14 protein-coding genes are annotated in these 13,061 nt (G+C 42.4%); 2 read left to right on the plus strand and 12 right to left on the minus strand.

Annotated features, from left to right (window positions below; genetic code table 11):
• From IQ270_RS22395 to cas10, 11 genes are all read right to left on the minus strand, one after another.
• Positions 1–469: hypothetical protein (locus tag IQ270_RS22395; protein ID WP_193975409.1), on the minus strand; the 469-nt coding region annotated here is incomplete at its 3' end.
• Positions 466–1,425 carry an RAMP superfamily CRISPR-associated protein gene (locus tag IQ270_RS22400; RefSeq protein WP_193975410.1) on the minus strand — a complete coding sequence of 320 codons (960 nt, stop codon included), beginning with the start codon at positions 1,423–1,425 and terminating at the stop codon, positions 466–468. The genes IQ270_RS22395 and IQ270_RS22400, both read right to left, overlap by 4 nt.
• A 29-nt stretch (positions 1,426–1,454) precedes the next feature.
• Positions 1,455–2,075: a hypothetical protein gene (locus tag IQ270_RS22405; RefSeq protein WP_193975411.1), complete on the minus strand. Its 621-nt coding sequence runs from the start codon at positions 2,073–2,075 to the stop codon at positions 1,455–1,457.
• Positions 2,076–2,077: 2 nt separating this feature from the next.
• Positions 2,078–2,938 (minus strand): CRISPR-associated RAMP protein Csx7, encoded by an 861-nt coding sequence (csx7, locus tag IQ270_RS22410; protein ID WP_193975412.1) that lies wholly within the window; start codon positions 2,936–2,938, stop codon positions 2,078–2,080.
• A 21-nt stretch (positions 2,939–2,959) separates the two neighbouring features.
• Positions 2,960–3,526: a Uma2 family endonuclease gene (locus tag IQ270_RS22415; RefSeq protein WP_193975413.1), complete on the minus strand. Its 567-nt coding sequence runs from the start codon at positions 3,524–3,526 to the stop codon at positions 2,960–2,962.
• Positions 3,501–3,773, minus strand: a complete 273-nt coding sequence (locus tag IQ270_RS31315) for an RAMP superfamily CRISPR-associated protein (RefSeq protein ID WP_228056595.1) — start codon at positions 3,771–3,773, stop codon at positions 3,501–3,503. Before IQ270_RS31315 ends, IQ270_RS22415 begins: the two co-directional genes overlap by 26 nt.
• A gap of 52 nt (positions 3,774–3,825) precedes the next feature.
• A complete protein-coding gene (locus IQ270_RS22425; protein WP_193975414.1) occupies positions 3,826–4,944 on the minus strand; it encodes a putative CRISPR-associated protein in 1,119 nt (372 codons plus the stop codon).
• Between the two features lie 42 nt (positions 4,945–4,986).
• Entirely contained in the window at positions 4,987–5,400 is a 414-nt protein-coding gene (locus tag IQ270_RS22430) for a hypothetical protein (RefSeq protein WP_193975415.1), read from the minus strand.
• Positions 5,397–6,671 carry a CRISPR-associated RAMP protein Csx10 gene (gene csx10, locus IQ270_RS22435; RefSeq protein ID WP_193975416.1) on the minus strand — a complete coding sequence of 425 codons (1,275 nt, stop codon included), beginning with the start codon at positions 6,669–6,671 and terminating at the stop codon, positions 5,397–5,399. Before csx10 ends, IQ270_RS22430 begins: the two co-directional genes overlap by 4 nt.
• Positions 6,658–7,383 (minus strand): RAMP superfamily CRISPR-associated protein, encoded by a 726-nt coding sequence (locus tag IQ270_RS22440; protein WP_193975417.1) that lies wholly within the window; start codon positions 7,381–7,383, stop codon positions 6,658–6,660. The genes csx10 and IQ270_RS22440 overlap by 14 nt, the downstream gene beginning before the upstream one ends.
• The gene (gene cas10, locus IQ270_RS22445) at positions 7,380–9,755 is read right to left on the minus strand and encodes a type III-B CRISPR-associated protein Cas10/Cmr2 (protein WP_368670136.1); all 2,376 of its coding nucleotides are present in this window, start codon (positions 9,753–9,755) and stop codon (positions 7,380–7,382) included. Before cas10 ends, IQ270_RS22440 begins: the two co-directional genes overlap by 4 nt.
• Before the next feature lie 329 nt (positions 9,756–10,084).
• Between cas10 and IQ270_RS22450 the strand changes: the two genes are divergently transcribed.
• Positions 10,085–10,411: an MgPME-cyclase complex family protein gene (locus IQ270_RS22450; protein ID WP_193975419.1), complete on the plus strand. Its 327-nt coding sequence runs from the start codon at positions 10,085–10,087 to the stop codon at positions 10,409–10,411.
• On the plus strand, positions 10,408–11,145 hold the full coding sequence (locus tag IQ270_RS22455; RefSeq protein ID WP_193975420.1) for a hypothetical protein: 738 nt from the start codon (positions 10,408–10,410) through the stop codon (positions 11,143–11,145). Before IQ270_RS22450 ends, IQ270_RS22455 begins: the two co-directional genes overlap by 4 nt.
• A 133-nt stretch (positions 11,146–11,278) precedes the next feature.
• Here IQ270_RS22455 and IQ270_RS22460 read toward each other — a convergent pair.
• Positions 11,279–13,061 (minus strand): tetratricopeptide repeat protein (locus IQ270_RS22460; RefSeq protein ID WP_193975421.1); only part of this gene is annotated, 1,783 nt, incomplete at its 5' end.

The following is a 13,061-nucleotide window of genomic DNA, read 5'->3' on the forward strand; positions in this document are numbered from 1 at the left end:
CGGTGAGGGCGACAAAATGAACGGTGGCAGTTTTTGGGTCTTGAAAATAGCGCTGACCTATGCTAATATCTTTAGATTCAATTTTTTCGTCATTTTTTCCCTTGTAAATAAAGCTTTTAGGAAATTTTGTTTCCTCAATGTCGTGAAAGCACGCAGGGCGATCGCACCATTCCCAATTTTCACCGAGATCCTCAAATCCTTCTAAATCGACTAAATTGGCTTCAACTCGACTCAGGATTAGTGCTTCATACGTACTTCCCTGTTTTTTCCAACGCAATTCGCGATCGCTATTAAACATCTGCCCTTCAAAGCCGAGAGACAACTCATCAGGTAATTTCATGGAAATGCCGCTGACTTCGTGGGGCGATCGCACAAAGTAGTAACTTTTCTCAGTTGCTAATTTTTCTAACAACTTTTTGACTTCATCCGGTGACAAACCTGGTTTAAAATATACAAAACCTTTGTTCATGCTGCGGCACCTGTTAACAGCTTACTCCAAGCACGAACCGCACATTGAAATAAATTCGGTACACCAGTCTCACCGTCGCCTTGCCATTTTAGCTGCACTCCAAAATCTAAATCCATCGGTTCAGCAGCAATAGGAGTTGGCTGATTGTCCGGTTTAGGAAAACCATAATTTGCAGCTTCTTCCGCATCTAAAAACTCTCCTGCACCCAGCAATAAAGTGTGTCCCCATCGACCGGATTTTACTATTTGTTGAATTTGGCGATTATCTTTATCTAATTGACAGCCGGGATATTGAACTACGGCTTCGTTATATTTGACTGTCACAGTCCCCAAGCCGCGAGATTTGGCAAAACCAATCCCAAACCAGCCATCATTTAAGTCTCGCAAAACTAAGCCAATTAAGCCTAATTGTGCTAAGGAAAAGTTTTTGAGATGTATTTTTGTGCGAAATTCTCCGGCGGTGCAGACTTGGTAGTTAAAGGGCCCGACTGCTACAGAACCGAAAACGCGATCGATCGCGACTCCATTGCGTTCTTGAATTTTGAGCTGTTTCTTATCAATTGGGTGAGCATCTTGGATTCTCAGCCTGCTAGCAATTGAAGTGTTGCCGAAAATGCGATCGGTAAAAGAAGATAACTTGTAAATATCGCTCGATGATTCTTTCTGTAAGTAATCGTACTTGTCATTCAATGGATCGTTAGCCCAGAGAATGTCGAGACGATCGGGATTACTATCTTTACCTACTGTCCTGACAACTCTCTCAGCATGAGCGCGAATAGCACCTTTTAAACTGCTTCCAGGTAGATAAATTGACTTTCCTCCTGCATGGTAAGTCTCGACAAATTCCATATCGGGTTTAGTCGGATCGGCTCCTTCTTTGCCAGATTTGATGAGAATTGGGCCGTCAGGAATAAGAGTTAAGTCAATGGTACAGTGGTTGACAAATCGTTTGTGCATAGTTGAGTAGGTCGAGAGATGGTTGGGAATTAAGCAGCTACTAACTCGTTTAGCTGAATTTCACACTGTTGAAAAACATAGTTAACGGCAGCAAAGAGTCGATCGATTTCCTGAATCGTATAAGATTTTCTATTACATATAAATTTATCCCCTTCAAGTTTGCCAAATTCCCAAAGTCTACCGTGGGAAACAATTCCAAAGATAGCATAATTTTTTCGATCGCTTGTTTCCCGTGCCACAATCATTTCAAGAAGACATTGAACCCATCCTTCATGAAACCTATCTTGCTTAGCCTCGACTAATACCAAATAAGGTTTATCAAAAACGACTTTTCCTAAATGAGAGCGTTTCGCCAAAATATATTCAGGAAACCTGTCATGGTTTTCGCAATCGGTGAGATATTTATGACTCCACAAAACAAACTTAGTACGATAATGTTTCCAAACTTGTTTAATAACTGGATAAATCAAGTTCTCACAAATGGTAAATTCTGAATCATCAGGTAATCCATCCTTCATGACAATTTCTAAATCTTCTAGAAAGTAGCTAGGGATACTAAACTCAGTTTCGCCCATGAAATTAACTTCAGTGTAGTGAATCTGAAATTTTTGAAGAACTTCGCCGAGTTCTTGATAGTTGCTGAAACTCATATTTACCTCGTGGATATTGCTTGAGATTTGTCGTAAACTTTATCGTTTAGATGCTCAATAAGCTTTTGCACCCAATGGTCTTTAAATTCTCTTGCATCTTCATAGGCACTATCGTCTTCCATGACCAATTTTTTCAAATATTCAATTAGTAAATCAGGTCTATTTTCAGGATAGTCAAACCAGCGCATTTTATCAATTTCTAGTTTAACAACCCCTAAGCCGCGCGATCGCCCGCCGCCCAGCGGAATTTGTTCTGTCTCAAACTGGTGCAAGCCGATCGTCAATAAACCCAATTCCCACTCTTCAGAATTTTCGACAACCGCTTTAAAATCAAAGGGAGTACCTGCGGGGACAACTTGAAAGTCGTAAAGTTTGCCATCGGCGGCGGTTTCTGTGTCTCTGTCAATGGCTACTCCATCTCGTTCTTGATATTGTCCGAACCACGCATCGGGTTGTACGGTTAAGTCCCGCACTTGGAATTTACTGGCTATCCAAGGCGAACCAAAGAGATGAGATACTAAATCTGTATGCTTGAGAATCTCATCAGTTAGAGCTTTGTCATCTTGGAAATCTTTTTTGATTTTCTTTATTTCCTGAGATGTAATCGACCACTCGTTTTCTATGGCAGGATTTGCTACCAGTTTGCGATCGTTGCCCAAAATTCCTCTTAGGAAGCTTTCTAAGCGCGATCGCAGCGCACCTTTAAAGCTTGAACCGGGAATCAAAGGTTTGCCCAAAGCATCTTTGATTACTGGTAAATCGGATCCGATCGGTTCAGTCGATCGACCTTTACTAATCCGCAATGCAGTTACAGTTGTCAGCTTTCCTGTAATTTCCAGTCGATTTTTAAAAGTTTCAAACATAAACTCACCCAAGTAATTAAGTTAATTCAGACTTAACCAACTGAACACATCTTGCACCGATATCTGCCAATCTTTTAGCAAGTTGAGAACTGGTAACGTTTCTTCTCCTCGTTTGATTTCGGGTTGTTTTTCTGGTTTAAGTACCATAATCATTCGCTCTTGAGGATCGATCAACCATCCAAGTTCTGTGCCGCGATCCAAACAAAATAAAATATTGTCAATGACACGGATTGGACTTTGGTTTGGTGATAAGATTTCTATCGTCCAATCCGGGTAAATTTCAAAGTTATTCTCTATTTCGCCATCAGCATCAACAGGAATTCGCTGCCAGGAAAAAACAGCGATATCTGGGACGATCGATCGACCACCAAAAGTACAGCGCAATTCTGTAAATGCACTTGCTATGCGATCGGGTTCACCTACATGATTGATTTGTGTAGCTAAACGGATTTGCAGTCGGCTATGTTTTCCTTTAGGCATTGGTTTTTGGTAGATTTGTCCGTTGATATATTCGCTAGCTGGTTTGGTTTCGGGCAGTTCCAAAAACTCTGTTAGGGATAGTTTAGGTGGAGATTGAACTGAAGTCATGGTTGTGCGGAAGTTTAACTTGATAACTAATGGTGTTTAAGGAGTGGAGGGGCGATCGCACTGCACCTTGAAAGCTTGAACCGGGAATCAAAGGTTTGCCCAAAGCATCTTTGATTACTGGTAAATCGGATCCGATCGGTTCTGTCGATCGACCTTTACTAATGCGTAATGCTGTTACGGTGGTCAGTGTTCCTGTGATTTCTAGTCGATTTCTGAAAGTGTCAAACATAAACTTACGCTGTTTCATTTTTTTGCATTTAGATGGTTGAAAACATGAGATATCGCTATTCATGCTTAGGTTAATCCACGAAATCCATACGCATGAAAGGAGAATACAATCGCCGTTCAGCAGGATTGATTGTAACTTTACTTGCATATCTGGGGCCTTCCTGGTCTTCGCGGATTGCTCTCCACACCAGCATACGCCAACCTTCCACAGATACTAAATAGCGATCGGTTGTTCTACCAGGCTTGAGCCAGCGCAATTCATTACCAACATTAATATGCTCCGCTAGCTGAAAAGCATCTTTGGAAGCAGCAACTCGCGACAGAAAGCGAAATGGATCGCAGTTATCTAGTTGTGCCAGATTATCGAAACAATCTCTGATAGCCTTTTGAGAAAGAAAGGGAACTAAAACTGAAGGTTTACGCATTTCCTCAAGAAACAAGAAACCTACACCAGAAATAGTTACTCCTTCCTTGGAAAACTCAATTAGCGGTTCAAACGCTGCTCTTTCAGAATAAGGGACACTATTTTCCCATTCTGCTTGAGTAATTGCTGTCTCGCGCTCAATTTTTTCAAGTAAATCTTTATAAGCTTCAAATTGCGATCGCTTAAATTCTACAGGAAGTGGAGGTAATTCTAAAACTGTAGTTGACTGTTCAAAAATATAATCACACTTAACTCCTTTCAGCATCCCTAGCAAAACCGTGTAAGGAACCAGTGCTTTATATCCTCCAGTCGGGTTCAGAATAATATTACTTGCTCCATAGCTATTAACTTCTCTAATAATATGCCGTACAAATTCAACGACGCCAGTTGTTCGGAAAAGTTCAGCATCTAAGACTTGCAACCCTTTAACTTTTTCTACTTTAACCTCTATATGATTCCAGTGATGCTTCAGGTATTTTTCAACCGCAAGAGCGCAGCAATATCCGTCGTCTGTACTTGAAGCAAGCAGGATTATTCTATCCTCTTTGGTAATGCCAATCCGAACAAGAGAATGAATTTCGGCAGATAAGTCGTTCTTCAAGCTTGCCCCTTCTGGAAGGATATCGCGGAAGGTATCAAATATTTTTTCAGCAGCGTATTCCTGACTGGGTTGCTGTTTAACCCAATTAGTTAGCTCCCATGCTTTAACTCCTGCAAGTGTTCTTGCAGCGCTGATACCTACAGAACATATAACTGTCTTAACCATTTCAAAATATCCTATTAATTTATGGAATACTGTTGTAGATAGTTAGAGGTTTTGCCCATCTCGCAGATACTTGAGGTGACGAGAACCGTAACCCAAATAACGGCGAATCAGTTCTAGCCAAATCGGCTTAAAATCTATTTGCGAACATTCTGCAATGATTCCGGCAGTTTTTTTGATGTTACCATCAATATCTTGAATTAGTTTTTCAGCTAAAGATTCTTTCCCCCTTCCCCATTTTTTATCCCGACCAACTTGATATCGGATGAAGTTCTTGATCACTTCTGCACTATCAGTAGTATCAGATACGCGGACTAAGTTGCGAAATTGAGATTCTTCTAAATCGCCATATTTGGTTTTATCTAAAGCATCCTGAATCCAAATAACTAGATCGTCTTCTACTTGGCGAATAGATCTTTGTACTTCTAACTCTATCCTTTGTTCTGTACTTATACTCATACTGCTTCCTCCCGAAATACAAGGTGAAACTGGTTGCAAATTTGAATTTGTCCAAAACCTTCGCAGGTACGATCGCCCAATCCCCTCATTTCCAACTCTCCCAATCTCTCAATCCAAGGATCTGATTGACTTGTGCTGAACAAATAAACCGAGCCTTTGTTGGTGATCAACTCCATATCTTTCATCAATCCCCAAGCCGCATTCCAGCCAGAAAGATAATCGTAACTGCTGTAAGCGGCTTCCAGTTTCAATGATGGATCTTCAACTTTTGCAAACTGCTGCAACATCTTTTCAGATATTACTGTAGTCCGCCGCCAATTTTCAGTCAGTATAGCATCGGATTGCAAGTCGAGGGTGAAAAAAGTGCGGTTTGTTGGTGACTCTTTAATAGGACTGCCAAAAACTTCCCATTTCTCCCAACGATATTTTAAGTTTTTGTTAAATTCAGCGATGCGATCGCTCACATCTATCTTAGCATCAACAGGAGTTTTTGTGTTAATTTCAACTTTTCCCAATCCTCTGGAAGTCGAACCGCCCAAGCGAAAGTTTTGATGGCGATCGTGAATAAAATTCCGCAAAGATTCCGCTAATTTGTCCTCCAATAAAATCGCACCTCGATAGTAAACAGGATTTTGTTTGTTCTCCTGAGATTCATTCAAAACTTCCAGACTGTAAAGTATTTCTTCCTCTGATGTAGCTCTGCGACGGTTAATCCCAACTCGCGTTAACAGACGCTTTTTAACGCTTAGGCTGTAATATTTATTTTCAACTACACAGTAAAAACTAATGCCAGCAGGATCGACTCTCCCTCCGTCTTCCGGGCAATTCGGATCGTAGGGATATCCGTAACCTTCAGCACAAAAGCGATCGATTAAAGTATCAAAAACCCCATGACTTTTAGGTTTCAAACCTGTCTTATTTTCAGAGGTGAAACCAGGCTTATTTTTAGAACTGAGTGCAGTTCCAGGTAAAACTCTAATTTCTTTAATCCTGTCTTGAGGAACAGGGTGTTTTTTTATTTGTAATGCAGAGGGATAAGCATTTTGGAAAATTGCTGGATTTTCACTCAAGAATAAAGCTTGAAAATCGCCGCCATTCTGGGTCAAATCGCTCGATCGCCCATTTGACAGATCCAATATCTGAGCAGCCACAGCACCCCGAATCACCGTACCGGGGATATAGTCTACAGCTTCGCCGATCGAACCGCCCGCTTTCTGACGGGCGATCGCCAAAGGAGACAAAGCTTTAATTTCCAGTTCAATTCGCTGCATTTTTGCTTCCCCTCGCTAGAAAATCCCAATCTGCTTCAGTTACTTCAAATTTTGGTAAGTTTTCCCAACTCAACCATCCCAAACCGGCCGATTTACTGCCGCCTAATGCGTGAATGTGTTTAAAACCAGCCAACATCAAAGCTTTGGCGTAACAGGGGCAATTTGGTAACAGATGAATTTGACCTTCAAACCTCAGCGAAACATGAGGTGGAGAAGTCTCTAAAAAGTAAAGTTTGTTTTCTTCTGCGGTGCGACGGCGGCGATTTATTGTGACTCCAGGACGCAAAAACTCAGCTAAGTTTTCGGGTTTTTCCGTACAAATCAAATCGTCAAACATCACCCGCGATGGCAAAACTGGATCGCCGAAAATTTGACTAATTAAACAGTGATAAGTCTCATCATATCCTGAAACTTCGTATTCGCTGCGTCTAAAATTATTCGGTGCATTGTCTCTGCGGATTACCATTTTTCCCGGACTAGGAGACTCGGAAATCTCCCAACCCAAACCTCTAGCAATTTTCTCGCATTCGTGGCGGAGGCGGCCTTTAATCTGAGAACCTGGAATTAATAAGTTTCCTTCTGCATTGCGGACGATCGGCTTATCTGCAAGGGAACCGGAAGAACCGCCCGCGCCTATGCACAAAGCTGTATCAATTACTGCTGTAACTGTGTAAGTATTAATTAACCTTGATAAAGTCCTGAGAACAATCATGATTCAACCTCCACATCGACCAAATATTCGGGAATAAATTCGTAATTTTCTAATTCAATGAAATCGTAGATGTCTACAATTTCTCGCCAAATTGTTTCATATACGGTTCGTTTATTTTGCTCTATCACAGACATCCAGGGAGCTAAATTACCATTATTTTCGGGATCTTTTGGTTTGCACCAAGCTTCTTCAAACTCTTTTTTAAGTATTTCTGAATTACCATCTTTGAGTCTGGTTCGGAAATAGCGGTAGTTGAGGATTGTTGTGTTTTTCCCTTGTTCTAGGAAACTGCGAATTTGGTAGAGTTGCGATTTGGGAAATTCAGCTTTTTTCAGCGCTTTGACAGACTCTATCAATCCGCCAATTTCGTGCAAGGTGTATGGTGCGGCGTACAACTTAAGTTCTTGAGGGCTGTCTTTGGTTAATGCTTCTTTGCGGAATTCCTCGATGCTGGATGATAGCGCAGTTACAGATTTCATCACCAAAAAATCAACTGTACCTCCACAGTATCCATGCTTTTTTAAATCTTTAGCACGTTTTTTGGCTGATTTTAGTAATTGTTCGTAAAGTTTCTTAGCGTAATAAATTGGAGTTTTATAGTCGGCAATCAACACCCCAATTGATGTACTTAATTGACAATTGCTAACTACTGCATTTTGACTTAGGTAGCGGTGACACTTGCTGATGTCTATCGGTTTTTCTGATGGAGGAGTTTGATAGTTACCTTTGATTTCCACACCAGGTATCTCAACTTGTTTGAGCAAGATTTGTTCAAACTGTTCGCCGATGGTTTTGGCGATCGCCAATGCCCGATCTGCAGGTACAATTAAGATAATGTCATCGCCGCCAATGGTAATAATCTCAAAGGGATGAATCCAAACAAAATTTCGATCGGACTTATCATTTTCTTGAGCTGGGCGGGGATGAAGGTGCTCGGATAAGGCTTGATAAACAGCATATCTTGTGGCATTGTCAACATCTTCGCTAAAATTTTGATATTCTTGGGGTGTAGTAATTTTTTGAATGTAGCCGCCCATGTTATTGCCGTCGGCATAGATGTAAGCGACAAAGCCATTACTCGTACTGCCAAGCTGAGTTAAAGATTCAGCTATTTTAACTGATTCAATATCGCAAACATGGCAGTATTTATGAAGTTTGACCGGATGTTTTTCTAAGAAATCCTCAAACTTGTCAACCCAACCTTCAATCACAGCAGGATGCCATTCTGCGTACCAATGAGTTTGTTTGATTTCCCCTTTTTTAGCCCGATCGCCCGCTTTGCGTTTTCGTGCCGAAACCTCGGAAAACCAAGGACTCCCCGGAAGGCCTTTTTCGCTGCGATTGTCGGGATTGTCGGTAGCGCGCGCAATAGCCGATCGCCGATCCGACTCGTCCCTTTGCAAATAAGGGTGCGTTTCCAACATCGGCGGGTAGCGGCGGCTGGGACGCTTTTCCAAGTCATTTTCTTCAAAGTCATTCCCGCTGCGCCGCTGATTAAACATCACGGCCAATTTAGTAGTTAATTCATTAAAACTCTTGCGATCGGCAAACGCCTCTTCCACGCAAGATGGAGCGGCAATACAGGATTCCTTTGACTCTCGATCCAGTTTTCCAAAATAAGCCTCAACCAGCGGATTTTTATATTCTTGGCGGTATTTGTCCAGCCAAAAGGTTTGTTCGATCGGGTTTCGCAGCAAACCAAATCTAATTTCTAAAAGCTTAAACCTATCTCCTACCGCGCAGGAATTAGCAGTGATGGTTTCAAAATAATAGCGCTTTTCAATGGCATCAGTTAACTCATTTACAAAAGCTGCTGGGCAGAAAGCTAAGATATTTCCGCCAGTAGAATAGACAATCATTTCAGGAATCAAAGCTTTTGAAAGCTTGGATTCGCCAGAAAAGTTCTCATCCAGCCATTCTCTTACTTTGGCAAAGTGAATATTGTAACGGTTAGATTCAGGATGTTTGCCAAAAAAAGCAGGCAAGTCAACTAAGTTTATGCGATCGAGTAGTGCAGATGCACCCCGAATGTCTGGCAGTTTTGCATCTTCAAATACATACTGCTTAACCTTAGTGACACCGCCGTACACTAAACCAATTTTTCCCGGCTGATTCCACAAATTCGGGTATTTATTTTCCAAATCAGTAATTGTTTCTGGAAACTCTTCTCTGGAAATATTGTCGGGAATAGCCAGAAGTTCCCGAACCCGATCGACAATTTCCCTCACCTGTGCCGGCACTTCCTCCCCAGAAGTCAACGCCCGCCGCATTTCTTGCAACACGCTGGGATCGAATTGAGGTTCGCGCCCCTCGCCCCAAGCCAGACACCAAGCAATACCGATCGCAATACTTTCCATATGCAAACCACTCAAAATCCGGTGTGACAGCCCCAGATTGCCTCAATAATTGGCAATTATTCGACGTACAATTCTATATAGCTTTCTATTGTCACCTAAATTTTAGACAAAATCAACCGCCGAAAAAAAAATCACCTCAACTCCCGCAACCCCTCACACCAATCATTTTTCAAACACAACTTGCTCTACATCTACCAAGATGGCAGCAAATAAGGTAAAGTAAACGGCACAAGAGTTTAGAACTCTCAAACTGCCGCAACTCGCCAAACCGCCCCTACCCAAGCAAAAATCGCCGAGAGAGGCGACATTAACCGCTAACTGCTAACCCCTAACAACCGACAAAAATGCAAACCTACTACTACGTTTTAGCCAGCCAACGCTTTTTACTAGAAGAAGAAGCCCTTGATGAAGTGTTTAAAGAAAGAATCCGCAACTACAACGAACAAGAAAAACAAATAGACTTTTGGTTGGTCAAACAGCCAGCTTTTCTAGAAGATACGACAATGAAAGAAGTCAAGGCAAAATGCCCTCAACCAGCCGCCGCTATTATTTCTACCGATCCTGTCTTCATCACTTGGTTGAAACTCCGATTAGAATATGTACTGACAGGGGAATTTCAAGCACCGTCAGCTACTATTCCCGATGCCCTCGCATCGCTACAAACAGCATGAACAAACTAGCCAAACAATCCACAGCGAAGCTAGGAAGATTAACGGACAAAATGTACAATTTATTTGTGCCTATTCCCTTATTTTCTGCTAGCTCGATCGCCATTTTGGTGCTGACAATTTTATCTAGTTCTGTGAGAGCTGAGTCGAGCTGCAAACCGCCGCAGTCCGACGAATATCTACTGTTAATTGTCACCAGAACACCGGAACAGCAAGAAAGAGCAAAACGCTCTTTTCCAGGAAATACTGATAACACAGTTTGTCGTTACGTCAACGAGACGGTGACGCGCGTTGGTGGGTTTCGCAGTTCGGAAATCGCTAGCGATTGGGTTAAATACATCAAAGATGTTGTCGGATTGCAAGCTTATGTAGTGCGATCGCCCGCAGCGGCACTGCCTCAAAATTTGCCCGTCTACAACCCTGAACCAGCAACAGGTTCAGAACCAATCGCGAATCCTCAAACCGGCAATATTGGGTTCAATCCCCAAGCCCTCGGCCCCGGTTATGCAGTGTTAGTCGATTACTTCAATCAACCGGAATTAGCGGCCCAAGTCAAGCAAGCATTAGGCACGCAAGTAGGCTTGGCTTCCTACGGCCAGCGTCCTTTTTTATTCGTCGCTTATACAACGGATCAAAACGCCGCTACTGCAGCAGTAAAAACATTGAGCGATCGGGGTTTTTGGCCGATGTTAGTAGACAGCCGCCGCGTTACGGTAATTAGTCCTGCTGTTAGGTGAAAGTTAAGATTAAAAAATTCGATCCCCCCAGCCCCCTTAAAAAGGGGGAGCAAGAATTCAAAGTCCCCCTTTTTTAGGGGGATGCGAGGGGGATCGGAATATATGCAACTTCACATTAAATTGGTATTAACAATTATTGTTGTTTGAGCTGTTGCCCATCGTTTCCTAACTGACTTTCTGCCCGCTTTTTTGCTTCGATTGCGGCTCCGTAATCCGGTTTGTAACGAATTGCTTTATCGTAGGAGGCGATCGCATCTCCGTATCTTTTTACCGCTACAAGGGCATTGCCGCGGCTGTACCAGGCTTCCGAGTAGTCTGGCTTCACATAGACGGCTTCGTTGTAAGAGGCGATCGCATCTTCGTACCGCTGCAAATTGTACTGAGCATTGCCTCTATTGTACCACGCTTGAGATTCTTTCGGGTTTAAATCTAGGGCTTTGTTGTAACACTCAATTGCTTGTTCGTACCTGTGCAATTCGTGGTAAGACCAACCTAAATTGTACCAGGCTTGATAATAATCCGGTTTTAATTTAATCGCTTTTTCGTAAGCTTCTACCGCTTCTTCATGCCTCCGCATTTTTAGCAAAGCGATGCCTTTACTGTACCATCCTTGATAAGAATTTGGTTGAAACCGCACGGCTTTTTCGTAGGCTTCTAAAGCTTCTTGGTTTTTGTTCAATTCTAATAAAACATTGCCTAAATTGTACCAACCCTCAGAATTATCGAATTTGATTTCAAGTGCTTTTTGATAGGATTCTACGGCGCGATCGAACTGTTTTAATTTTTGTTGAGCCTGTCCCCGATTGTACCAGGCAAGGTACAAATTCGGCTGAAATTCTACGGCTTTTTCGTAGGAGGCGATCGCCTCTTCGTACCGCTGCGAATCTAACAAAGCATCGCCTTTTCCTTCCCACGCTGCGGCATAGTCTGGCTGGATTTTCAAAGCGTTGTCAAAAGATGCGATCGCCCCTTGTGACTGTTGCAACTTATCCAAAGCATAACCGCGTCCCGTCCAAGCTTCCAAATATTCCGGCTTTAATTCTATTGCTTTGTCATAGGCTGACTGCGATTCTTGGTATTTTTTCAATTCATATAAAGTTTTAGCTTTTTCCTGCCAAACTTCCGCGTAGTCAGGCCTGAGACTAATTGCGCGATCGTAAGCAGCCAGAGCTTCTTCAAATCGGCTTAAATTATAAAGAGTATTGCCTCGGTTGTACAAATCAGTTGCATTGGCAGAATTAAAAGTATTTACACCATAAATTGATGCGAGAATAGCGATGCCAATAAAACTGGCGATCGCCCCTATTTTCAAATACAATTTTCGGCGCGCTTTAGGCGGCTTTTTCGCAGCAACAACCGGAGGCAATACCGGCATCGTACCGCTGAAAGAATTTTTCAATTGTTTAATAGCTTGCAGCGTGTCGCCGGCACTCGAATAACGCTGCCGAAAATCGTACCGCACCATCTTATCTAAAATCTTCGCAAATTCAGGACTGACTGATGTTTTGTCCTGCCAAATAATTTCCTCTGTATCGGGATTTTTTTGCATTTGGTGGGGAGTTATGCCAGTAAGACATTGAATTGCGATCGCACCTGCTGCATAAATATCGCTGCTGAGTTTTGGATTGCCGTGAGCTTGTTCGCTGGGCATATAACCGGGAGTACCGATGCTGACGCTCAAGCTATTTTTGGGCTGAGGATTGGTAATTTGAGTAGTAATTTCTTTGACAGCACCGAAGTCAATTAAAACTAATTTTCCGTCTCGATCTCGGCGCAGGATATTGCGAGGATTGACATCGCGGTGAATCACATTTTGCTGGTGCACAAAATCTAAAATTTCCAGAAGTTCCTGCAAAATAGCAATAACTTCATCTTCTTTCATGCCGCTAGCAGCCCCCCCTTGGTAGGGGGAACCC

The organism is Microcoleus sp. LEGE 07076 (assembly GCF_015207455.1).
Taxonomy (GTDB): domain Bacteria; phylum Cyanobacteriota; class Cyanobacteriia; order Cyanobacteriales; family Microcoleaceae; genus Microcoleus.

Coding starts and splice junctions, on each gene's coding strand:
- IQ270_RS22400 (WP_193975410.1), bottom strand. CDS start 1,425: ATGCACAAACGATTTGTCAACCACTGTACCATTGACTTAACTCTTATT.
- IQ270_RS22405 (WP_193975411.1), bottom strand. CDS start 2,075: ATGAGTTTCAGCAACTATCAAGAACTCGGCGAAGTTCTTCAAAAATTT.
- csx7 (WP_193975412.1), bottom strand. CDS start 2,938: ATGTTTGAAACTTTTAAAAATCGACTGGAAATTACAGGAAAGCTGACA.
- IQ270_RS22415 (WP_193975413.1), bottom strand. CDS start 3,526: ATGACTTCAGTTCAATCTCCACCTAAACTATCCCTAACAGAGTTTTTG.
- IQ270_RS31315 (WP_228056595.1), bottom strand. CDS start 3,773: ATGAAACAGCGTAAGTTTATGTTTGACACTTTCAGAAATCGACTAGAA.
- IQ270_RS22425 (WP_193975414.1), bottom strand. CDS start 4,944: ATGGTTAAGACAGTTATATGTTCTGTAGGTATCAGCGCTGCAAGAACA.
- IQ270_RS22430 (WP_193975415.1), bottom strand. CDS start 5,400: ATGAGTATAAGTACAGAACAAAGGATAGAGTTAGAAGTACAAAGATCT.
- csx10 (WP_193975416.1), bottom strand. CDS start 6,671: ATGCAGCGAATTGAACTGGAAATTAAAGCTTTGTCTCCTTTGGCGATC.
- IQ270_RS22440 (WP_193975417.1), bottom strand. CDS start 7,383: ATGATTGTTCTCAGGACTTTATCAAGGTTAATTAATACTTACACAGTT.
- IQ270_RS22450 (WP_193975419.1), top strand. CDS start 10,085: ATGCAAACCTACTACTACGTTTTAGCCAGCCAACGCTTTTTACTAGAA.
- IQ270_RS22455 (WP_193975420.1), top strand. CDS start 10,408: ATGAACAAACTAGCCAAACAATCCACAGCGAAGCTAGGAAGATTAACG.